Annotated in this window: 13 protein-coding genes; 4 read left to right on the forward strand and 9 right to left on the reverse strand. The window is 53.3% G+C overall.

Annotated elements, in window-relative coordinates:
• Positions 1–11: 11 nt before the first annotated feature.
• The 3 genes from KXG62_RS18640 to KXG62_RS18650 form a co-directional block, all read right to left on the reverse strand.
• Positions 12–908 carry an ABC transporter permease gene (locus KXG62_RS18640; protein ID WP_218093512.1) on the reverse strand — a complete coding sequence of 299 codons (897 nt, stop codon included), beginning with the start codon at positions 906–908 and terminating at the stop codon, positions 12–14.
• Positions 909–1,452: 544 nt separating this feature from the next.
• Positions 1,453–2,790 (reverse strand): extracellular solute-binding protein, encoded by a 1,338-nt coding sequence (locus KXG62_RS18645; protein WP_218093513.1) that lies wholly within the window; start codon positions 2,788–2,790, stop codon positions 1,453–1,455.
• A 146-nt stretch (positions 2,791–2,936) separates the two neighbouring features.
• A complete protein-coding gene (locus KXG62_RS18650; RefSeq protein WP_246627522.1) occupies positions 2,937–3,818 on the reverse strand; it encodes a helix-turn-helix domain-containing protein in 882 nt (293 codons plus the stop codon).
• A 238-nt stretch (positions 3,819–4,056) separates the two neighbouring features.
• On the opposite strand from KXG62_RS18650, the gene KXG62_RS18655 reads away from it, so the two are divergent.
• Positions 4,057–6,363: a PAS domain-containing hybrid sensor histidine kinase/response regulator gene (locus KXG62_RS18655; protein WP_218093515.1), complete on the forward strand. Its 2,307-nt coding sequence runs from the start codon at positions 4,057–4,059 to the stop codon at positions 6,361–6,363.
• An 18-nt stretch (positions 6,364–6,381) separates the two neighbouring features.
• Here the strand turns inward: KXG62_RS18655 and KXG62_RS18660 are convergent, their stop codons facing one another.
• Together KXG62_RS18660 and KXG62_RS18665 are read right to left on the reverse strand one after the other, a co-directional pair.
• Entirely contained in the window at positions 6,382–7,581 is a 1,200-nt protein-coding gene (locus tag KXG62_RS18660; RefSeq protein ID WP_218093566.1) for an MFS transporter, read from the reverse strand.
• Between the two features lie 92 nt (positions 7,582–7,673).
• Complete coding sequence (locus KXG62_RS18665; protein WP_218093516.1) at positions 7,674–8,546, reverse strand: AraC family transcriptional regulator; 873 nt, start codon at positions 8,544–8,546, stop codon at positions 7,674–7,676.
• A gap of 116 nt (positions 8,547–8,662) precedes the next feature.
• On the opposite strand from KXG62_RS18665, the gene KXG62_RS18670 reads away from it, so the two are divergent.
• Positions 8,663–10,198, forward strand: coding sequence for a sulfatase family protein (locus KXG62_RS18670; protein WP_218093517.1), 1,536 nt, complete (start codon positions 8,663–8,665; stop codon positions 10,196–10,198).
• A 181-nt stretch (positions 10,199–10,379) separates the two neighbouring features.
• Here KXG62_RS18670 and ppsA read toward each other — a convergent pair whose 3' ends face one another.
• Positions 10,380–12,983, reverse strand: a complete 2,604-nt coding sequence (gene ppsA / locus KXG62_RS18675) for a phosphoenolpyruvate synthase (protein ID WP_218093518.1) — start codon at positions 12,981–12,983, stop codon at positions 10,380–10,382.
• Between the two features lie 659 nt (positions 12,984–13,642).
• Here ppsA and KXG62_RS18680 point away from each other — a divergent pair.
• Positions 13,643–14,986: an ABC transporter substrate-binding protein gene (locus KXG62_RS18680; RefSeq protein ID WP_218093519.1), complete on the forward strand. Its 1,344-nt coding sequence runs from the start codon at positions 13,643–13,645 to the stop codon at positions 14,984–14,986.
• Positions 14,987–15,113: 127 nt separating this feature from the next.
• On the opposite strand, the gene KXG62_RS18685 is transcribed toward KXG62_RS18680, so the two are convergent.
• The gene (locus KXG62_RS18685; RefSeq protein WP_218093520.1) at positions 15,114–16,550 is read right to left on the reverse strand and encodes a LamG-like jellyroll fold domain-containing protein; all 1,437 of its coding nucleotides are present in this window, start codon (positions 16,548–16,550) and stop codon (positions 15,114–15,116) included.
• A gap of 243 nt (positions 16,551–16,793) precedes the next feature.
• Positions 16,794–19,697: a fibronectin type III domain-containing protein gene (locus tag KXG62_RS18690; protein ID WP_218093521.1), complete on the reverse strand. Its 2,904-nt coding sequence runs from the start codon at positions 19,695–19,697 to the stop codon at positions 16,794–16,796.
• 138 nt (positions 19,698–19,835) lie between these two features.
• On the opposite strand from KXG62_RS18690, the gene KXG62_RS18695 reads away from it, so the two are divergent.
• Entirely contained in the window at positions 19,836–20,672 is an 837-nt protein-coding gene (locus tag KXG62_RS18695) for an AraC family transcriptional regulator (protein ID WP_218093522.1), read from the forward strand.
• Positions 20,673–20,776: 104 nt separating this feature from the next.
• Here the strand turns inward: KXG62_RS18695 and KXG62_RS18700 are convergent, their stop codons facing one another.
• A complete protein-coding gene (locus KXG62_RS18700) occupies positions 20,777–22,543 on the reverse strand; it encodes a glycoside hydrolase family 2 protein (protein WP_218093523.1) in 1,767 nt (588 codons plus the stop codon).
• Positions 22,544–22,818: the final 275 nt, after the last annotated feature.

Genomic DNA, 22,818 nt, shown 5'->3' on the forward strand with positions numbered 1-22,818 from the left:
TTCCTCCTCCTTTACCATAAGCTCGTTTCAGTCACTTTTCGGCTGAGCCGATTGGCGATGGTCAGCAGCGTTACGGCGACGACCGAATGAAATAAACCGACAGCCGTCGCATAGCTGAAATCATTCGAGACGAGCCCGCGCTGATACACATGCAGCGAAATGACATCGGACGCCGGATGGTTGGAGCCGTTGTGCAGCAGCAGCACTTTCTCGAACGATACCCCCATGATCGCTCCGATCTGGAACAGCAGCATTAGAATGACGGTCGGGGCGATGCCCGGCAGCGTCACGTGCAGCGTCTGCTTCCAGCGGCCGGCGCCGTCGATGACAGCAGCCTCGTACAACTGCGGATCTACAGCCGTCAAGGCAGCCAAGTAGATGATCGAGCCCCAGCCAACGCCCTGCCATATTTCCGAGCCGATATAAATCGTACGGAACCATTCCGGCATCATGAGAAAATGAGTCGGCTCTACGCCCATCAGACCGAGAAATCGGTTGACGATGCCGTCATAGGCAAGAAAGTTAACGAGGATGCCGACAACCACGACCGTAGACAAAAAATGCGGCAAGTAGCTGACTGTCTGCACGAACCGCTTGAACGCGCGATGCTTCAGCTCGTTGAGCAGCAGCGCCAGCACAATCGGCGCCGGAAACGAAAACACGATATGATACAAACCCAGCAGCAGCGTATTTTGCAGCAGCTTATAAAAATACGGATCGCCCAGAAACTGGCGAAAATACCGGGTGCCTACCCAGGGACTGTCGAGCACGCCTTGAAATACGTCGTATTGCTTAAAGGCGATGACGATGCCAAGCAGCGGGATGTAATGAAACACCGCAAAGTATACGAATGGAATCAAAAACATGGCGTAATACGGTTTGCTTCTTGCCATCAATGGTGCGGTCATGACTGCCTCCTCCTCGTCGAGCTGCCGGGCGGCGCTTCCGACACGTTCAGTATAAGCGCCTCCCTTCTTCCCTGCCTACGAGCAATCCCCGCCTCGATGCGGCAATTATCCGCTTGGACGGCATGATGCAATCTTCCGCCATGATGCAGTTTTCCGCATGATGTTCATCGCGGGCGCGGCGGAAGGCCGGCTGGCAGGCGAACGCCTCGATGCAAGCCGTCACGACGAAAAAGCCTGCAGTCGGTTTCGGTACGAAACCTGGACTGCAGGCTGCTGGCAGCTATTCGTGTTATCGGCCGTTCCTCTCTTGCAATTCTTTGAAGACGGCGGTCTAATCCAATTCGCCTTTCCCGTTCCTTAGCGATTGCCGGTACGATTGCCCGGCGGTCTCCAAATATTTTTTTGTGTTATGTCTTCGTTGAATATTATCCGCAGGCAAAAAACAGGCCTCATCGAAATGAAGACCTGTCCCCTTTTCATGACATACTATTTATCTTCCCGTAACCCACTCCGCCTCTGTTCTCTCGTTTCCATGCGGGGAGCGTTACTTTTTCTTCGCCGCCTCGATGTCTTTGGCCGCCTGTTCTTCCGCCTTGCGGAAAGCGGTGTTGACGTCGCTAACCTGCTGCGCGACTTCCCGGAGCGCCGTGACCGCATGCTTCGACGCGAGGTCGTCGTAGATGGTGCGCGGCGACACCGGAGCCGGCTTCGCCGGATAAAACGCCTTGATGTTTTTGCCCTTCAGCTGCGGCAAATCTTGACCGAACGCATCGAGCAGCTTCGTGTTTTTCACGATCGGCATGCCGGTTCCGTCTTTGGCGAATTTCACCTGCATCTCATCCGAAGTCAGGTAAGCCAATATTTCGAAGGCGACGTCTTTATGCTTGCTGTTGCTGTACACGCTGGCGAACGTCGAATACATTTGCGAGCCGACGCCCGGCATTTCTTTGAACGACGGAAGCGGTACCGCGTCGATATTCATATCTTTGGCCGCATTGACCATCGTGCTGTTAAAGTAGGCGTACATGGCCAAATTTTTCTCTTTGGTGAACAGATCCGCTTCTTTGCCGTACTTCGCCGTAGGGAGCTCCGCTCCGGGAATGTTGTAGAAGCGCGCGAAATTTTCGGCCAGCTTCTTGTACTTGTCTGTATTGATGGCCGGCTGCATCGTCTTCGTGTCGACGAACGGGAGCGACATCTGGTTCGTATTGAGCATATGGCTGATTGAGGTCATAAATCCGTAATACTGAACGCCGCCGTCAGTACGCGACAGCTTCTTCGACAGCTCGTACAAGTCATCCCACGTCATTCCATCCGTCGGGTAAGGCACGGCGAACTTGTCGAAAATATCTTTGTTGTACATCAGCACTTCCGCCGTCGTAAAAATCGGGAGCGAGTCGATTCGGCCCCCGCTGCCGAATTGCTTGATGAAGTCAAAGTTGGTCGTCTCCAGACGACTCGTATCGTAATTATACTTTTTGATCATCTCGCTCAGGTCGGTCGACAGGTTCAAATTTTGAAACTGCGGGTAGTAACCGATGGATAGAAGAATGATATCCAGATCCAGTCCGGCCGAGATTACGTCCTCCGTCTTCGTTCCGGTACCCCATGGAATAAATTTCGGCGTGACGAATGGAAACTTCTCCTTGATCGCATTGCCCATCAAATCCATGAACTGCTCTTCCGTCGTCGCGTTGTTCGGGCGGTAGAACGTGATTTCCACCGGCTCCCGCTTGACATTCCCTTGACCGTTATCCGCTGCAGCTCCCTTCGGACCGCCTCCGCCGCCGCACGCCGACATCGTAAGCAGCGCCGCAAGCGCCGATAGCAGCAATCGCTTTCTTGTATACATCTTCTGCTCCCCCTTGTACTCGTAGCTCATCGAATGCTCTCCGTATCGGGTTCGGACCATCGTCCGATGTCCGGCTGCGCACTCGACTTTTATTTATCATAAGGGCAAGCAGATAGCAGATTGCGATCCGAAAATATCACAATTCTACTCTTTTCGTGAAAGCGGTGTCACATTGGTCAGAGCATCATGCCTTCTCGCTGCGCTTCCAGCTGTTCGCGGTACCGGTGAGGCGTCAATCCATACCTTTTCTTGAATATTTGGATAAAATAGGACGGATATTTGAAGCCCGCTTCTCTGCAAATCTCTTCGACGGAATGGGTGCGCCGCTGCAGCAGCATCCTCGCCTCTTCCAGTCTTTTTTCGTTTGTGTATTCGATAATCGTTTTGCCGATTTGTTCCTTGAATAGCTTCGACAAGTAGTTGGGTGAGAAATGAAGCGCCGAAGCCATGAACGAGATCGTAAACGTCGATTTGTAATGCTCGTCGATCCATTTCAGGATCGCATTAATATGCTTCGTCGTGCGGGAAGCGGCCCAGGACGACGACGCGTTCTCGCCCGGCGTGTAAATATGGGTTTGAAAATACATGAAAAAATGAAGAAAAAACAGCATGACCGCTTCTTTGCGAAGCGTTTGCGGTCCCAGCTTGAGCTGTTCGTGCAGTTGAAGCAACTGACTCTCGACTTGCGCCCCATGCTTGCCGGACAAATGAAACACTTGCATCGTCATCGGCTGTTCCATCATTTGCGCGAATAACGCGGTGAATTGAGGGAATAAACCGGTAAATTGCTCAATGAACGAAATTTTGATCTTCAACAGACTGCGAATGTAATTCGGCGGCACGATCATGCGGATGTAATGTACTTGGAACGGCTTAATGACAATCAGCGTGCCCGGCTGCAGCGAATAGACGTGATCGTCGATAATATATTTGCCGGTCCCCTCGTGAATGTACAGCAGCTCCAGCCCTTCATGCGCGTGAAAATATTCTACGGGCTCCGTATACGTACGGCGGTAATTAAACAGGTATAAGTGGTCTTCCCATCTTTTGAACTTCATGATTTCCACACCTTGTACCTCCTGTCGCTCAGCTGACGCGTATGGCATTCTCTCTTCAGATACAATACCCCAATGCCGCTTCCTATTTCAACGCGTCGTGATCGCACCGGTCTGGCGGCGGGATCGGCGATAAAGCAGATTCGCACCTGTACGCCATATCGAACGCCATATATAATGAAATGATAGGAAGAACCAGCAACGTGAATTCATCCATATTATCGTTTGAGGAGAACTGACCATGTTAACTGAATTGAAGGATATCAAGTACGCGTTGTCCGCCCTGGAAGCGTCGTCCATCATTTCGATTACAGATGATAAAGGAATCATCACTTATGTAAATAATCATTTTTGCGGCATCTCCGGGTATGAGCAGGAAGAGCTCGTCGGATTCACCCACAAGGTCGTCAACTCGGGATATCATTCCATGGCGCATTTCCAGGCATTATGGGAAACGATTAGCCGGGGGCAAGTATGGAAGGGCGAGATGAACAATCGGGCCAAGGACGGCAGCCCGTATTGGGTTCAACTGACCGTCATTCCGTTCGTAAACGATGCCGGCGACGTATATCAATACGTATCCTTCGGAACCGATATTACGGCGCGCAAGCAGTATGAAGACCAGTTAATCCAAACGATGGAAAATTTGCGCGATATCGAGAACGCGCTGGATGCGTCCTCCATTGTGGCGATCACGGACGACAAAGGGGTCATCACCTACGTTAACGAAAAGTTTTGCGAAATTTCCAAGTACGATCGCGAAGAACTGATCGGAAAAACGCACCGGATCATCAACTCGGGATACCACCCCAAATCATTCTTCAAAACGATGTGGGAGACGATCAAGCAAGGGAACGTATGGCGGGGAGAGGTGAAGAACCGGGCCAAAGACGGCAGCGAGTACTGGATGAACACGACGATCGTGCCGTTTCTCGACAATCGGAGCATCCCTCATCAGTTCATTTCGATCCGATCGGATATTACGGACCGGGTCAAGGCGGAAGCCGCCCTCGCCGAACGGACCAAGCAGCTGGCCAAGGCGCATGACGAAGCGATCAAGGCGAACCTGATCAAAAGCCAGTTTCTTGCCAATATGAGTCACGAGCTCCGGACGCCGCTCAATGCCATCATCGGCTACAGCGAAATGCTGCTGGAAGAAGCGGAGGAACTCGGCGAAACGGTTTTCATCGAGGATTTGACCAAAATCAGCAAAGCCGGCAACCATCTGCTCGCTTTGATCAACGACATATTGGATATCTCGAAAATCGAGGCCGGCAAAATGGAGCTTCACCACGAAACATGCCGCATCGCGGATTTGGTTCAAGATGTCATGACAACGATTCGTCCGCTCGCCGAAGGAAAAGGGAATACGCTTCAAACGACATGCGAAGAAGACGGCGAGATGACCACCGATGTGACGAAGCTGCGGCAAATCCTAATTAATTTGCTGAGCAATGCCAACAAGTTCACGGAGCGCGGCTCCATCCGGTTCGAAGTGTTCCGGGAGACCAGAAACCGCCAATCCGGCTACGGCTTCCGGGTTCAAGACACGGGTATCGGCATGACGCCGGAGCAGATGGACAAGCTGTTTCAGCCTTTTACACAGGCCGACGCTTCCACCACGCGCAAATACGGCGGAACGGGTCTTGGACTGGCGATAAGCCAAAGGTTCAGCCAAATTATGGGCGGGAACATCCGGGTAGCGAGCGAGTTCGGTATCGGCACGACGTTCACCTGCTGGCTTCCCGCGTCTCCTGACGACGATCCCAAAGATGAAGAACAGCCCGCGGCGGACCTGCCCGCTCAAGCGGAGGACGATGCCGGAGAGACCAGCATTCTGCTGATCGACGATGAAGCATTGAACCAGGAATTGATGGAGCGTTATATTGCCAAGACAGGCTGGACGATGGCCTTCGCCCAGAGCGGACCGGAAGGGCTGCGGCTGGCCAAGAAACTGAAGCCCAAAGTCATCTGTCTCGACATCCTGATGCCGACCATGGATGGCTGGAGCGTACTTTCGGCGCTGAAGAGCGATCCGGAGCTCTCCGAGATCCCCGTCGTCATTTGGTCCATGACCAGCGACAAGCAGCTCGGCTACACGCTCGGCGCGGCGGAATTTCTGATGAAGCCGGTGCAGCGGGAGCAGTTGATCAAAGTGATGGACAAATATTTGGTTCAGCGCGCCGACCATACGATTCTGGTCATCGAAGACGATCAGCCCGCCAGCGAGCTGGTCACCAAGCTGCTCCGCAGCGAAGGATACGATGTAACCGAGGCCGGCAACGGCGTCAAAGCGCTGGAATGGTTGTCGCAAAACACGCCGGCGCTTATCCTGCTCGACTTGTTGATGCCGGAAATGGACGGCTTTGAGTTGATTGGGGAGCTGCGCAAGCAGGAGCTGTGGAGAACGATCCCGGTCGTCGTCATGACTGCCAAGACGATTACGGCCGAAGACCGCCTCAAATTAAACGGAGCGGTGAAAAGCATCATTCAGAAGGGAACGTTCGACCCGCAATCGCTGCTGGCCGAAATCCAGGCTTGCTTGTAGCCCGTTCAAGCCGGTTAGCTAGATCAGCTGCCCCCTCTTCCGCAAGTAGCGGAATAACAGGCCACTGAATACGGCGCAGATAGCCGCGCATAATCCGATGAAACCGTAGCCTGCCTGGAGACCTGCCAGCAGGCCGGCTCGCGTTTCCGCCCCGATCATCGTTTTGACCCCTTCCATGATGCCGCCAATCGCATAATTCCCGATGACGCTGCCCACCCCCATGAGGGTGACGGTAAACGTAATGGCCGTATCGCTGCCATGCGGATAACGCTTAGCGATAAGGGCCATAACCGTCGGATAAATCATAGCGATTCCAATGCCCGAAGCCGCGAACAAGAAGGCCAGGCCTTCTCCGCCGAGCATCGCCCCGAACGTGCAGGCGGCCGAAAGGGCCGGCGCAATCATCAGCGACCGCACGAAGCCGATTTTATCTGTTAACGGTCCGAGCAGCAGCCGCGCCAGCGTAAAGCAGAGGAAGAAGGCGGACAGCATACCGGAGGCGGTAACGGTGCTCCACGCGTACGTTTTCTCCAAATAATTGACCAGCCAGCCGCCCACCGCCAATTCCGATACGACGCCGAAGGTGAGGATGAGCACCGTGAGCCACAGCACCGGGTCCTTCATCAGCACGTTCAGCGGCACCCGATCCTCATGCGCCACATCGTCGCCGGAGAAGGAGCTGCGCCATGCGCTTACCATCGGCACAAGGCACAAGGAGAGCATGACGAGATACATTCCGCGCCAGTCGAGCGTATAGCTGAATATCGTTACGGACATAAGACCTGTCGCCACGAGCGGAGCGACCGTCGAACTGATGCCATAAAAGCCGTGCGATAAGTTCATCATCGTGCCCGTATTTTTCACGAAGACGCGCGCTCCCAGAATGGCCAGCGCAATCTCCAGCATCCCGTTGCCGATGTACATGAAGAAATACGACGAGGCGAACATCGGGTAGCTGCGGGACAAGCAGATCAGCACGCCGGAAGCAACCATCGCCCCGAAGGCGGCCATACTCACGATCTTGACCCCCAGCAGCCGTGTCAAGAAGGCGGTAAACGAGCACGCGATCAAGTATCCGAGCGCATTGAGCGCCAGCAGCGTGCCGAGCTGCGATTCGTTCAGCATGTAATCGAACTGGATCCGCGGAATGGCCGGTCCTTTGACATTCTCCGAAAAGCCGAAAACAATGAAGCCTAAAAATATGGTAGCCAGCTGCATGGCATACCTTTTGTCTGTATGCGTTAATCGTTTCTCCACTCGGTCATCCTCCAGGTTTCCGTCTCTCCGCTTTAGCTACGAAAGACGAGCTGTCATATCTCGGCATCCATGTCACGATGCCCATTATACACTTTAGACGGAGGGATCGAGTACACCTTTTTGAACGCTCTTGTAAATGAAAACAAATTCGGATACCCAAGCGACAAGGCGATTTCCGTTATCGTGGCGTCCGTCTCCCGCAGCAGCTGCCTCGCCTTGCTCATGCGGATGTTCTGCAAATATTTCAGGGGCGACATGCCGACCTGCCGGGCAAAAACGCTTGAAAAATACGAGCGGTGCACCCCTGCAAAGACCGCCACCTGCTGCACCGACACGCCCTCCGATGCGTGCAGCTCCATAAAATCGATGCAATCGCGAATCCACGCGGACGGCTCGCCCTCCCGTACCGGCACCGCGTCAGGCGTCAGCGCGGCGAACAGCCCGTACAGTTGACTCTGCAGCTCCAGAGAGACGGCCGGCTTCCAGCCCGCCGCATCGCGCATCAGCCGTTGAATGCCGCTCATCGTTCCCTCGATGCCTCGGGCATCGGATAGCTGAACGCTGGGGGATTCCGGCGTCAAGCCGGCCAGCTCCAGCAGCGTCCGGGTCCGGGGCCCGTCGATCGCGATCCAGCACAGCGCAAGCGGAGAGTCCGCGGCATCGAGCGTATAATGATACGTCACACCCGGGAATAAACAGAACAACTGGTTATCGCCCAGATGAAGCCTTCTGCCCTCAAACTCCAATCGAAGCGAACCGGCCTGAACAATATGAAGGCTGTAGCACTCGATCCGCTTCGGCCCGACGCGATAATTCGGCTTCGCTACGCTGCGTCCTCCCCGGACCGGCCACAGCTGGCTTTGCTTGTCCAGCTCCTTCGGTGTATAGTACAGAAACTCCGCGTATTCGTACTCGTATTCCTGCATCGTCTTTCCCCCTGGCGCCACATTGTCTAACAAAATGATAAATATAATATAACATGCTGCCATTGGATTTAACCCTACATTCTAATATTATCATAGAAGGAGGCGATAGTTGACTTATGTCCAAACCTAACATTTTGTTAATTACCAGCGATCAGCAGCACTGGAATACGATCGGAGCCTTTAACAGCGAGGTGCATACGCCCAATCTGGATCGTCTGGTCCGTGAAGGCACCACGTTCACGCGGGCTTATTGCCCCAACCCGACTTGTACACCCAGCAGATCCTCGATCATAACCGGTATGTATCCGAGCCAGCACGGCGCCTGGACGCTCGGTACGAAGCTGCTTGAAGACCGGCATACCGTCGGCGAAGATCTTCAGACGGCCGGATACCGTACGGCGTTGGTTGGCAAGGCGCATTTTCAGCCTTTGAAGTCGACAGACGAGTACGTATCCCTTGAAGCTTATCCGACACTGCAAGATCTGGAATTTTGGAAAACGTTCCACGGGCCGTTTTATGGCTTTGATCATGTGGAGCTGGCGCGCAACCATACGAATGAAGCGCATGTCGGGCAGCATTATGCGTTATGGATGGAAGAGAAGGGCTGCGCCAATTGGCGTGATTACTTCCTGCCGCCGACCGGAACGATGGACCCTTCGCAAACATATAAATGGCCGATTCCCGAGCCGTATCATTACAACACGTGGATTGCCGAACGCACGAATGCATTGATGAGCGAATATAAGGACGCCGATCAGCCGTTCTTCATGTGGGCGAGTTTCTTCGACCCGCATCCGGAATATTTGGCGCCGGAGCCTTGGGATACGATGTACGATCCGGATACGCTCACTATACCGGAGATGGTGCCTGGGGAACATGACCAGAATCCGCCGCATTTCGGCAAAACGCAGGAGGAGCAGCCGGATTTTAGCGATTTGGCCGAAACGGGCTACGGCATTCACGGCTATCGTTCTCACCATTATTACGAATACGGCACAAAGTTCCGGCTGACCGAGGACGACAAGAAGAAGCTGGTCGCCGTTTATTACGGCATGATCAGCATGATGGACAAATATATCGGCAAAATCCTCGACAAGCTCGAAGAGCTGGGATTGGCGGAAAATACGATCATCGTGTTTACGACGGATCACGGGCATTTTTACGGCCAGCACGGCTTGCAGGCCAAAGGCGGCTTCCACTACGAAGACTTGATCAAGCTGCCGTTCATCGTGAAATACCCCGGGCACGTGCCGGCGGGACATCAATCCGGTGCGATCCAATCGCTTGTCGACCTCGCGCCGACCTTCTTGTCGATGAGCGGCATCCCCGTTCCCCGCACCATGACCGGCGTCGATCAAAGCGACGTATGGACGGGACGCAAGCAAAGCGCCAGAGATCACGCCATCTGCGAGTTCCGTCATGAGCCGACGACAATTCATCAGAAAACGTATGTCGACGAAAGGTACAAAATTACCGTATATTACAACCGCACGTACGGCGAAATCTTCGATCTGCAGGAGGACCCGGGCGAGCTGAGCAACTTGTGGGACGACCCCGCGGCCGCGTCGCTCAAATCCGAGCTCCTGCTCAAGTACGCTTGGGCCGAGCTGGGCAAAGAACCGATGCCCATGCCGCGCATCCATCACGCCTAAGCGCGGGATACGGGAAGCGTCTGAAGCCATGACGTCTCACCGGGCAGCAATTTGACGATTGCCACAATATCCTGCCACCACTGGAACTAACGAAGGAGCTTGCCGCGCGGCAAGCTCCTTTCTATCGTACCCGGAGAGTTCAACAGGCACATATCAACGTTAAATATCGAAACTACTGCCACTACAATATTTCAATATACCCTTCTGTTCCATGCACGCGAATTCGCTGCCCGTCTTTGATCAGCTTGGTCGCATGCTCCACCCCGACAACCGCCGGTAAGCCATACTCGCGCGCGATCACCGCTCCATGCGTCATCAGTCCGCCCACTTCGGTGACTAGACCTTTTATGGATACGAACAATGGTGTCCAGCCCGGGTCCGTAAAGGAGGTGACCAATATATCCCCCTCTTCCAGATCGGCATCTTCCATATTGAAGATGACACGCGCGCGTCCTTCGATAACGCCGGAAGAAACAGGCAGGCCTACAATCGCATTCACCGGCATATGTTCCCGTTTGTACGCACCTGTAACGATTTCACCATCGGATGTGATGACACGCGGGGGAGTGAGCTTTTCGAAAAATTTGTAATCGTCTTTTCGCTTGTTGATGATCTGATCATCAAGTTGGTTCGTGCGCACGACCTCATGAAGTTCTTCAAACGTGAGATAGTATATGTCTTCTTTGTCATGAATAACGCCCGTTTGTACAAGCTGCTCGGCTTCTTTCAGCAATGCCAGCTTGTAAATGAAATAGCGGTTAACCATTCCGTATTTGGGATATTCCCGGTAGCCGATGAAATTCCGGATGAGGTCGATCATTCGTTTGGTTTCTTCGGCTTTTTGCTCGCCATCCGGTAATTGCTTCAATCGATCTATTAACTCTTGTTCTTTTTCCAAAGCTTCCCGGCGCCCTTGCTCAAATTTTCGATGACCGGCTTGAGGCTCAAAGTTTTTGATATTGCCAACAATCATGGGGACAAGCGTCATTGGTTTTTCACTCCAACGCGTTCGGGTCACATCGATTTCTCCGGCACATCGCATTCCGTATTTGCTGAGAAAATCATAAATCGCTTCTCGTGCTTCCGGTCCGCCTTCAAATTTAACGAGTTCATCCAAAAAATGATCATCGTTTACATGCTGCAAAAAGTCGATGACTTCCGGGTACGGACGAATGACATCGGCAACATCCAATAGCGCCAGACCCATTTCCGAAGTAATATTGTTCGGTACCGATTGAGAAAGCGTGTCTGCTGCGTTTTTTTCGCCCAGCCACTCGTTCATTTTTTCATTGATCCATGATGTAGCATTTATAGCTGACATAAACACAGCCGAACTTTGTGGGTCAAATAAAATCTTCTTTAATTGCTGCTGGATATCTTCGCGAATAAAATCAAACAAATCCGATCCCGATTTCGTTTGTATGTTTTGTTTTAACTCTTCTATCGATGTTTGACTGCGCTTAATCAAATCAGAAACGATCGTCGGGTCGTTTTCGATTGGAGCCGGCAGATCCGTATTGCTTCTGCTGGGACTTGGTGCTGTTTGATCATTTGGTAACGATTTTATAAAATCTCCACGCTCAATGATGTTCATAAGGGCATCTTTCATGAGCGGATCATGTTGTCCCATTGCATTTAACATATTGTTTCTACTGACAGGTGAAGCAAGCTGATGTGTAACATCCACAAACAACCTCCCTCCGGCTTTACGCATAGGTGCAGGAGTAACTAACAGGAAAAAAGACAATCCCAATGGTTTTATGGGATCTGTCATCATTTGTTGATGACCAACGGACAGATAGACGTGATTTTCTTGGTCATTCGCTTCAGGGATCGGGTATAATGTCGTGATCGGCCGACTTTGGACAATATAAAATGTATCATCAGCCAAACACCATTCGATATCTTGCGGCTGGCCAAAATAAGCTTCGATCTGTCTTCCGATGTGTGCCAGCTGTAACATTTGCTGCTCCGTAAGCGTTTGAGCCTTTTGCTGATCGGGATCGAGCTGCCGCGTTTCGGTTCCGCCTTCTTTTCGTCCATAGATAGCCAATTGTTTGGTTGCGATCCGCTTCTCGACGATTTCCCCATCGCGAACTTTATAACAATCCGCAGAGACCAAGCCGGAGACCAGCGCTTCTCCGAGTCCGAAACTGGCATCGATGGAGAGCAGCTTTCGGTTGGAAGTCATCGGATCGGCGGTAAATAAAATCCCTGAAGCCTGCGGGAAAACCATCCTTTGAACGATAACAGATAAGTATACTTGGCTGTGATCAAATCCATTTTGCATACGGTAGATTACCGCGCGATCTGTAAATAAGGATGCCCAACATTTGCTGATATGCTGCAAAATCGCATCTTTGCCGATGATATTTAAATAGGTGTCTTGTTGACCGGCAAAAGAGGCATGCGGCAAATCTTCCGCCGTCGCGCTGGAACGCACCGCATAAGCATGCTCCTCCCCAAATCGGGAGAGGTATTCGGTAACTGCCTTCACCACATCGGAAGGAATTTCTACGTCCATAAGAATTTGTCGAATCTTCCTGCTGATTTCACCAATTTGAGCACGATCTTCCGCTGTTAACATGGTTAGTTGATTGAGCAAAGCATGATACGTTTCGTTTGGTTCGATGGCTTTTTGAAATCCTACGGTTGTAACACAAAATCCCTCCGGCACTTGGATGTCTTGAATTTTTGATAATTCCCCCAGATGCAACCCTTTACCGCCAACGAGCGAAAGCTGCGTTTTTTCGATTTCCTGAAAGCCGAGAACCAAAGAACTCATTCCACATCTCTCCTAACCATTAAATTGAGAAACCATTTGACAAGAGCTTAACGGGCATGATACAATGAAATTGTAAGATGCATCAACTATGTTCTTTCGACATAAAACAGTCGTGTTCTGATTATATCATCGTATTTGCTCATGTGCAATATAGAAGAACCTGGTGAAGATTTCCAGGTTCTTTTTTGATTTTCCATTACGATGAGTCACATGAATAAACATTGTTCAAACCGTCCCCCCCGTCCTTTCAATAAACCTCACCCTCTATATCTGTCTTCCCAAACATCTTCCTAAATATAAGCAAGAGCAGAAGCGATCGTACGACTCTAACCATTAGCGCAGCCAAAGCTGCCGACTGCAATTTATAAACGATGCCCCTTAAAAAACTTCAAGTAGAGATATACCACCATCCCTCTGGAAGCAGCACTTTGGGATAAGCTCTATAATTTTTCGTGAACCAGGAATAAACCAGGACGACTGAGGCATATGTTTTTTTAAATAGCAGTACTCGCGAATCCTATGCCGATCCAGTAAAACGGCGCAGGAACGGGACAACTAGACGCATTATAAATTAATTACGGTTGTATGCGCTTACAAAAACAAGGGGATGCAAGTCAGCCGGCAGAGAGATTTGAAAAAAACGAAAAGGACGTGATCGTATGGTTGGAAGGAAAAGTGCATTGGCGTTAGCGGGTCTGATGATCGTATCGGCGCTTTCCGGATGTGCCGCTGGAAGCGGCGGTAGCTCGAGCGGAGGAAATGGCCAGGCTGTTGAGAATTCGGGCAAAGCGGAGCTGCCGAAAAGTGCGGAGCCGGTTGAACTGGTCGTCGCCGACGGACTAGGCGATTTTCCGCTCGAACGGTTTAATAAAGTATTTGCCGAGCCGGTCAAGAAAAAGTATCCGCATATTACGTTAAAATGGATTGCCGCAGGCGACATTTCCAAACGGATTACGGCTGGAGAGCCGATTGACCTGGTTATCTCTTCCAGTGGGCTTCTTCAAGCTAGGGTGGTCGATTTTGGCCTTCAATACGATGTTACTCCGCTCATCAAAAAATACAATTATGATTTGAACAAAGTGGAGCCTGCCGCACTGGACATGTTCAAGAAATTCGGCAATGGCGCTGTATGGGGCATTCCGTCCTTTATGTCGCCGTCACCTTTGTACTATAACAAGGACGTGTTCGATAAATTCGGCGTCCCGTATCCGAAAGACGGGACGACCTGGGATGACTTGAACGAGCTGTCCAAAAAATTGACACGCCTCGACGGAAACGAGCAGTACTATGGTTTGTTTCTATCGTTTGCCCATGTCATCCGCAGAAATCAATATTCGTTGAATGTCGTCGATCCGGCCACTTCCAAGGCCGCTTTCAACACGGATGCCTGGAAGTCGGTGTTCGAGCAATCCGGGCAATTTTATCGAAACCCGAATATGAATATGACAACCGCTTCAGCTGCACTAGCGTTCCAGCGCGATGCCTTTATTAAAAAACGCAGCGTCGCCATGTGGCTGCCGGTCAGTACGCTGCATACAGAAGCGGAGCTGCAAGGGATGAACTGGGATATGGCGAGCTTCCCGACCTATAAAGACAAACCGAATGTTGGGCCGCAGCCGTATCCGGTCGCATTTTTCGTTACCACCTCCAGCAAATATAAGGACGATGCCTTCCAGGTGGCCTCCTTCATGGCGACGGAAGAGTATCAGATGGAATGGGTGAAAAAAGGCGAATTTTTAACCGCGCTTAAAAACGACACGCTGCGTAAATCGTTCGGTGCCGATACCGCACTTTACAAAGGAAAAAATATTAAAGCGATGCTGCCGGACACATACGCTCCCGCCTCTGCTTTGACGAAATACAACGGCGCTGCTGAGACGATTATGAACAGCACCTTTACGAAATATATTTTGAACCAAACCGACTTGAATACAGCGCTGCGAGGTGCGGAAGAAGAGACGAACAAAAAAATAGTGGAGCTGCAGGCGGCGGAAAAGAAGTAGGTTCCGGAATTTCGAGGTATGATTTGTCCGATGATGCTCATAAAAAAAGTACTGGATCGTTAAGATCTCAGTACTTTTTTTATGTGCTGCACAGCTTCAGTTTGTGCTCGGGGTTTATTTTCGGCGCTTATTTGCCCCGGGTCATCATCGCGATATCCGCTTCCTGCAGCGGAACCGAATACAGCTTGACCTGGCGGATGACACCGTCAAAGGCATCCGTACCCGCCGCATCGCCGAACGCGTCGCTGCCGAAGCGCCCGCCATATCCTCCCGCGCCCGTATGCAGACCGACGAGGCCGAATTCGGCGCGAACGCTGTCCGCCAGCTTCCCGTCGAGGTATAAGGACACCACCCCCTCAGCAAAACTGAGCGCTGCATGGCGCCATTTGACATCGGTTGCCTCGATCCGGGTTTTGAGCGTCACCCGCTCCCCATCCGACACGACCGCCGCTTCGAGCAGCCCGTCACGAATGCGCAGCGCCATGCCGTTCTTACGGTCGCCTTCGTCATACAGCAGCTGCGTACCGGTCAAGCGGTTCGGACAAAACTGCATGACGACCGTGCGCAGGTTGAAGCCGTCGTGCAAAAATCCGGCCGGCTCTTCGGCCGCCAGACGTACGGGAGCATTCGTCGGCGTCCCGTACCGGGCCAATACCGCGTACGTATCGAGTAGACGGGCCAGCTCCGTTTCCGATACCGGGAACACTGTGTTATGTCTGGCGTGGTACGGAATGCGGAACTCGCTGCTGTCCAGCTCGCGCCACTCCTGGAAATCGGTCGTCTCCATCATGCCGAACTTGCCGTAAGACCAATAATCGTAGAACAGCAGCCAGCGGTTCGTCCCTTCCAGCTTCAAAAACTCCGGCCCTTCCGTGTAATCGGGCGTCCGGAAGCCCGGCACGAGCGTGTACGGTCCTTCCAGCCGGTCGGCGACGGCCAGTACGTTGCGGCAAGGATGCTTGACGTTCGGATCGTACACAACGCTTTCATCCTTCACTCCCATGTAATATTTGCCTTCATGCTCCGCCAGCGAAGCGTCGATCGTCTGGTAGCCGGGATCAAAGAACAGATCCGGCGCCGTCAACGTTTGCCAATCCGACGTCCATGCGGAATAATGTTTGCTGCTGCCCAAATCCGGCCCGCAGCTCGATGCCCAATAAATCAAATATTGGTTGCGCTGGCGGTCGTACGTAAATTCAGGCGCCCAGCTGTTCCTCGTGTTGTCCTTGCCTTCCATGACCGGGAGCTTCCGCTCGTCTTCCCAAGTGATCAGGTCGCTCGAACGGCAGTACCCGATATCCTCTCCCCTTGGACGGATCGTGAACACCATGTGCCAGTTGCCGTCCGCACCTTTGGCAATGAACGGGTCCCGCAGGATGCCTTCTCCCAGCGATGACGCGAACACCGGGCGATTTTCATTGAGCTCAAACCAGTGAAGCCCGTCCCGGCTGTACGCGTAGTGAAGCTTCTCGTCCGTATGCGTCTGGTTCGGCCCGGACCGGAAGTAGCCCATAACGTAAGCGGGCGCTCCTCCTGCAGTTTCCTGTTGGTGAGATTGTGACATGTGGGGAAGTCTCCTATCCTTGTTCTATTTTAGATGAATCCGTATTTTCGCGTTACTGATGACAAACGCCATGACCTTGAACGCTTCTTCCTTATGCTTGCTATTGACGGACATCAACAGGCCCGATACGTCCGGCCGATAATGTCCTTGTTGTTGTTTTACATACTGATCATACATGGCGGCACCTTGCGTTTGAATACAATTATGGGCCGCAAAAGTGAGCATTACGGACATCACATCGAACTAATTTTTACGGATGACGTTGGAGAAGGTAACGCTTTCCCCTTGCTCGTTCACCGCCTGGACTTTGTAATAATACCGCTGCCCTTCCGGCAGCCCGCTGTCGGTATACGCCGTCTCCGCAACCCCTTCGGCAATCGCTTCGAACCCGGCATCTGGCTTCGTGCTGCGGTACACGGTGTATGACTTCGTATTGGGCGCATACATGCGGGCCGTATCGAACCACGCGCCTGGGCCGCTGCTGTACAGCGCGAACTTGCCGGACGGCAGCGAGCTGTCCGTAGCGCGCAGAATCGTCCCTTCGTTGTTCAGCTTGGCGTAAATATTGTTGCCGTCCACGGTAATAAACAGATAGAGCCGCTTCGGATTGCCGCTTTCTTTTTTCGAGGCGAGCACTTGTTCTTTGCCTTCCGTAACCTTGATCAGCTTGTACTGCTTATCTGCCCGGTCGTATACGAACCGGATATGGTTGTCCCGGTCGACGTAGCGCGCAGCGACGCCCGCTTGCCCGGCTGTTCCGTCCGTCCATTCCACGAGGGCTTCCCCTTCGTACTGGCCTTGCGGCGTATCCGTCCACACGGCAAATGCGCCGCCGCCCGCTTGGGCACGGTACCCGCTGACCTTCCGGTTGCGGTCGGGATGCGGCTCCACCTTCCAACCCTCCGCGCGAAACGGCCCAGCCGTTCCGTCTTCGAAGTTATGCTCCGCCACCTCGGTGCGAGCCGGCTTCCACTGCATGGTGATGGATGGACCGCTCTCCTGCTTGATCGCCAGATCGCGGGGAGCGAGCGGCAGCAGGCGCCGCGGAACCGCATCCAGCTCGGCCGAATTCCGACTCTCTCCAAGCGCGTTATAGGCGCGCACGGCAAAATAATAGCGCGTATCGTTATCCAGTCCGCTCACCAGCCACCCGGCATTGTTGCCGGCCTCGATCGTTCCCGTGTATTGTCCCGGCGCTTTGCCGTAGGCAATCCGGTAGCCGTCCGCTCCCGCGACAGGCTGCCACTCCAGCACGACCTTGCCCGAACGTTCCGCGTAGGCATGACGCAGCACGGGGATGCCCGGTACGGACAACGCAGCGACAGTCTCATTGGAAGCCGGGCTTTCGCCGCTTCCGTTATAGGCCGCGACAGCGAAATAATATGTCCGACCTTCCGTCAGGCCGGAAACTTTATATTCCAGCGCTTGCCCGGCGTCAATCGTTTGCGTATACGTCTTGGACGCCGTACCGTACTTGATCTTGTAGCCTGTCGCGTTCGTGGTGGAATACCACCGCAGGTCAACCGTTCCGCCGCTGCCCGGCTCCGCCGCGTACAGCCAAGCTTCGCGGGGGGCATCGGGCGCGGCCCCGCTCCACTCCAGACGCGTGACGCTGTACGGAGCGACCGTCACGGGATTGGCCGTGCTTTCGCTGCGAATGGCGACCTGCTCTTTCTGCATGGCCGTATTGCGCGCCGCCGGATCGTTAGCCGTCGTGTACGTTTTCCTCATCTCCGCTTGCACCGGCTTGCCGTCCATTCGCACCGAGATTTGCTGCGATTGAGCCGACTTGTTCGTCACGACGAGGTAACGCGTCCCGTTCTCACCCTTGTAGGCAGCGGCGTAGAGCGCCGGCATGCTGCCTCCCGTCTTCGTCGATTCCGCCCCGCCCGTCACCTGCGCCGGCCATACGGCCGAGCTGTAATTCACCGCGCCGTCGACTACCCGCAAGCTGGCGGATGACGCATGGTAATAGCTGTCATACGATAAGAGGGCGGGATCGACGGTCTCTCCCCGTTGATACGCATCCTCCATGAGCAGGGAAACGTTCGTTCCGCCTCGGACCGCGTTCGTATTGAATATGCCGTTATGCAGCCGGTATCCGGCCAGGTACGTAATATTCGGCTGGGCGGACAGGCGCAGGATCGACTCCGCGACATAGATGCCGTGGTATTGCGTGCTTTCCAGAATGCCGCCCAGCGCCACCCCCTGCTCGCCCAAATAAATCGGCGTATTGCGGTTTTGGAACTTTGGAACGTAGTTCGTATCGATCAGCGGCACCAGCTTCTCCAGGGCGCTGTTGGCGCTTTTCATCGCCTCCGGGACCGTCTTGCCGTCGCCCTCGAAGCGGTGGAACGTAATGCCGTCCCAGTACGGGTCCGGGTAGGCGAATACATCCTTATCAAACGCATTGGCCATCTCCGGCTTATTGCTGTTAGCCATCGAAATGATCACCTTGGCTCCCGGATAATTGCGCTTGATCGCCTCGTAATGGCCCCGGACTTTGTCCAAATAATCCGCCGCCGTCTTGTAGTACGGCGTGCTTTTGCCGCTGCTGGACGTAAAGAACATAATTTCGTTGCCCAGCTCGAAATAAATGACCGGAACGCGGTTATCGTACAAATATTTGGCCAAATCTCCCGCCTGCTCGGCCGTCTGGCGCGTCGTATTGACCGTGATCATCGCCTTCGTATTTGTTTTGCGCAGCAGCTCGATGTAATCGGCGATATGCTCCCCGCCTTTAACTTGACCTAGCCGGAATGTCGTATGCGGTCCATGCGTCGTTCCGTCAGGCCCGAAGGCAAAAGCGCCGTAATCGATATCCGGCATGCCCGTTCGCCAGTTGAACACATCGGAGTTCGTGCCCCCCGGCCAGCGAATGAAGCCGAGACGCCCGTACCGGTTCACCTCATCAATCATTTGGCTATGATTAATGAAGGCTTCCTTATTGCTGGTCTCGTTGTTTACGCCTCTCATGCCGTAAGGGATCGACTTCTCGCGCTTCGTATCGATATCGATAACAGCATGGGCTTCGTCCGTTTGGAATGGCGCTGCTGTGATCTCCGCTTCGCCTCCTTTATTCATACTCCCGCCCCAAGTGCGCCACAGGCCGAACGACACGGCCGCCAGCACCGCTATCGATAGCATGACCGCTTTTCCTCTCAATGGATATGCGCCTTCTTCCTCATCCTATTATTGTGGTACAATACATTCATTCGTTACTCTTAACATACGGGCAAACGGCTTTTGCAGGAAATAGAACTTTCAGATGAAATGGTGAGGATAATGGACAAATACGGGCCTATTTATCATTTTCCGTCGACCGGAGACATCCCTCCCCCTATCAGCGTGCCGTTCATCGGCATTAATTACTGTTCTCCCCATTACCGCAATGTGAGAAGAATGTCCAAAATTACCGTCATCGGATGCGTCCTGTCGGGCCGCGGCAAAATTCGAGTGAATGCGCAAACATGCTCCGTTCAGCGAGGCGACGTCTTTCTCATGCGAAGCGGCTGCTATCACGAGGTCATCTCGGAAGCAGACCCGGAAGAGCCGTGGGTCTTTATATGGTATAACGTTCACAGCCAATGGGCGCTTAACGTGCTGGAAGCTTACCGGCTGCTCTCGACCGTCGTCGTCCCGGACGCCTCCTTGGAGCCGGTGTTCAAGCAGGGCATCGAATGGGCCGAGAGCAAGACGATCGAGGAAATGCAAGGCGCACTGCAGGAGCTGTTCATGCGAATCGTCATCGGCCTGTCGGAGCTTCAACGCAAACGGCAAGACCTGCTGTCGCTGCTCGTACGGCAAATCAAGCTGCATCTGGACAATCAGCTGCTGCAGCCTTTTCATACGGAACAACTGGTTGAGGAGATGGGCATGTCGGCCAAGCATTTGAACCGGGTATTCAAGAAAGAGATGGGAACGACCATATACAATTATGTGCTGACCAAAAAAATGGAATCGGCCAAGCTGATGCTAATCGAGACGCATTTGACGGTGGTCGAAATTTCCGAGCAGTTGGGCTATTCCGACGCTCATTACTTCTCCAATCTGTTCAAGCAGAAAAACGGCATGCGCCCCACGGCCTTCCGAAGTCAATTCAGCGACCAGGAGCAACATTAGCGCATGACCGCAAACGTTTACATTCGAACGAAACATGCGGCCTTTCTCGCCGCCGCAGCAAAAAGCCTCCCGTCACAATGAAGGGAGGCTTTATTCTGTTACAGTCAGTCGTTCGGCTGCAGCTCTGCTTGCTCAATCGCCGCCGGCTTCAGATTGATGCGGCGGATAATCTCTCTCGAAAACTTCAGCTTGCGGTCGTACGTATACAGACCGTTCACCTCTTGCTCCACGTCGTACAGCTGGGTATAGCACAAGCCGCTGATGTTCGGATTATCGAGGATGGCCGTCATCAGCCCTTCATACCGGACCAGGAACTCTTCCTCGCTCTTCGGCCGGTCGCCGTATCCCCAGCCTTCCTCATGCGATTGGGCAGGGTCCCACCAGATGCCCCCGTATTCCGCCACCTGATACGGCTGTCCCTCGTACTTTTGCCGCTTCGGATGCTTCACGTATACTTCGCCGCCATTCTTCATCGGCTCCAGCCGAGCTGCGAACGATTCTGGGTTCTGATCGTAGTCATGCACGCTGAATATATCCGTCTTCACGTGGTAATGACCGCTCGTATCTTTCACCGGACGGGTTGGATCGACGCTCTTGCTCACTTCATACGTAATGCGCAGCACTTCGTTGTCCTGCTTCCTGCCGTCGCGGTCCCATGTCTCGTTGAACGGGCACCAGCCGATAATGGACGGATGGTTGAAGTCGCGCTCCATCCCTTCCAGCCATTCCGGCAAAAAGCTGCGCAGCCCCATCGGCGTCGTAATGTCGAGCCCCCAGTTGGCGTGCTCCGCCCACACCAGATAGCCGAGCTTATCGGCCCAATATAAGAAGCGGGGCTCGAAAATTTTCTCATGCAGCCGCGCGCCGTTGAAGCCCAGATCCATCGCCAGCTCGATATCCCGGCGCAGCGCCTCGTCAGTCGGCGCGGTATAGATGCCGTCGGGATAAAAGCCTTGGTCGAGCACCAGGCGCTGGAAGACGGTCCGACCGTTAATCAGCACCGCCTTATCGGTCAGCGCAATCTCCCGCATGCCGAAATAACTTGTCACCGTATCGACCGCTTGACCGTCCGCTTCCAATATGAAGCGCAGATCGTACAATCTTCCGTGCCCCGGCTCCCACAGATGCACTTCATTCAGCGACACCTGTGTGTGAAGCTGGTGGCTGCTGATTTGCGCCGTTCGGCTGCCGACCGGCTTTCCGTCGTAAAACGCGTCGATCTTGAGCGCTAGCCCCTTCCGGTAGCTTCCCTTAAACCGAATCGCCAAATTCGCCTGACCGTTGGCCGGGTCCGTCACGATGCGATACGAGTCGATATGGAAATCCGATACGCATTCCAGCCATACGGTTTGCCAAATGCCGGTTGTGCGCGTGTAATAGCAGTTATACGAATGGTATTTCCCGCTCTGCTTGCCCCCCGGCTGCAGCCCGGTCCGCACATCGTCTTCCGCATACACGGTAATGACGTTTTCGCCTTCGCGAACGAGCTTCGTAATGTCGAATTGGAACGAGCTGTAGCCGCCGCGGTGCGTGCCCGCCGATACGCCGTTCACCCATACTTCCGCCTCATAATCGACGGCGCCGAAATGCAGCACAATCCGCTTGCCCGCCCAATCTTGCGGCAGCGTAAACGTCTTGCGGTACCAGACGGCAGGCATAAAATCGGTATATCCGATACCGGATAATTCGCTTTCCGGACAAAAGGGAACGATGATCGACTGCTGCAGCCCTTCCGACTGATGGAGCTCCCGTTCGCGGCCGGTCCGGCCAAAGTCCATTTCAAACTCCCAGGTTCCGTTCAAATTAATCCAGTCCTCGCGAACAAGCTGCGGACGCGGGTACTCAGGTCTTGGCAGATGATTAGTATTCATTACTGTACTTCCTTTCAACAACGTATTATTGGACCTTGAAAATCAAGCCCCTATTCCACGCGAATCCAAATACAGCTTAATAGTAAACGTTGCCCAATCGAGTAGTAAATATGGTAAACGGAACAAAACGTGAGGAATATGGACATGAGCTCGTATAAGCGAACATGCGTCTGCCTTTTCGATCAATAAAAAAACGGAACCCGCGCTACATGGGATTCCGGGACGATGCAAGATCTCGACTCACCTCTCTCGTCTCATTTCAGACCTCTCCGGCT

This window comes from Paenibacillus solanacearum (assembly GCF_910593845.1).
Taxonomy (GTDB): Bacteria; Bacillota; Bacilli; order Paenibacillales; family NBRC-103111; genus Paenibacillus_G; species Paenibacillus_G solanacearum.

What these genes read in the sequence shown, in the direction of transcription:
- KXG62_RS18640 (WP_218093512.1), bottom strand. Translation starts at nt 908, where the DNA reads ATGACCGCACCATTGATGGCAAGAAGCAAACCGTATTACGCCATGTTT.
- KXG62_RS18645 (WP_218093513.1), bottom strand. Translation starts at nt 2,790, where the DNA reads ATGAGCTACGAGTACAAGGGGGAGCAGAAGATGTATACAAGAAAGCGA.
- KXG62_RS18650 (WP_246627522.1), bottom strand. Translation starts at nt 3,818, where the DNA reads ATGAAGTTCAAAAGATGGGAAGACCACTTATACCTGTTTAATTACCGC.
- KXG62_RS18655 (WP_218093515.1), top strand. Translation starts at nt 4,057, where the DNA reads ATGTTAACTGAATTGAAGGATATCAAGTACGCGTTGTCCGCCCTGGAA.
- KXG62_RS18660 (WP_218093566.1), bottom strand. Translation starts at nt 7,581, where the DNA reads ATGCAGCTGGCTACCATATTTTTAGGCTTCATTGTTTTCGGCTTTTCG.
- KXG62_RS18665 (WP_218093516.1), bottom strand. Translation starts at nt 8,546, where the DNA reads ATGCAGGAATACGAGTACGAATACGCGGAGTTTCTGTACTATACACCG.
- KXG62_RS18670 (WP_218093517.1), top strand. Translation starts at nt 8,663, where the DNA reads ATGTCCAAACCTAACATTTTGTTAATTACCAGCGATCAGCAGCACTGG.
- ppsA (WP_218093518.1), bottom strand. Translation starts at nt 12,983, where the DNA reads ATGAGTTCTTTGGTTCTCGGCTTTCAGGAAATCGAAAAAACGCAGCTT.
- KXG62_RS18680 (WP_218093519.1), top strand. Translation starts at nt 13,643, where the DNA reads ATGGTTGGAAGGAAAAGTGCATTGGCGTTAGCGGGTCTGATGATCGTA.
- KXG62_RS18685 (WP_218093520.1), bottom strand. Translation starts at nt 16,550, where the DNA reads ATGTCACAATCTCACCAACAGGAAACTGCAGGAGGAGCGCCCGCTTAC.
- KXG62_RS18690 (WP_218093521.1), bottom strand. Translation starts at nt 19,697, where the DNA reads ATGCTATCGATAGCGGTGCTGGCGGCCGTGTCGTTCGGCCTGTGGCGC.
- KXG62_RS18695 (WP_218093522.1), top strand. Translation starts at nt 19,836, where the DNA reads ATGGACAAATACGGGCCTATTTATCATTTTCCGTCGACCGGAGACATC.
- KXG62_RS18700 (WP_218093523.1), bottom strand. Translation starts at nt 22,543, where the DNA reads ATGAATACTAATCATCTGCCAAGACCTGAGTACCCGCGTCCGCAGCTT.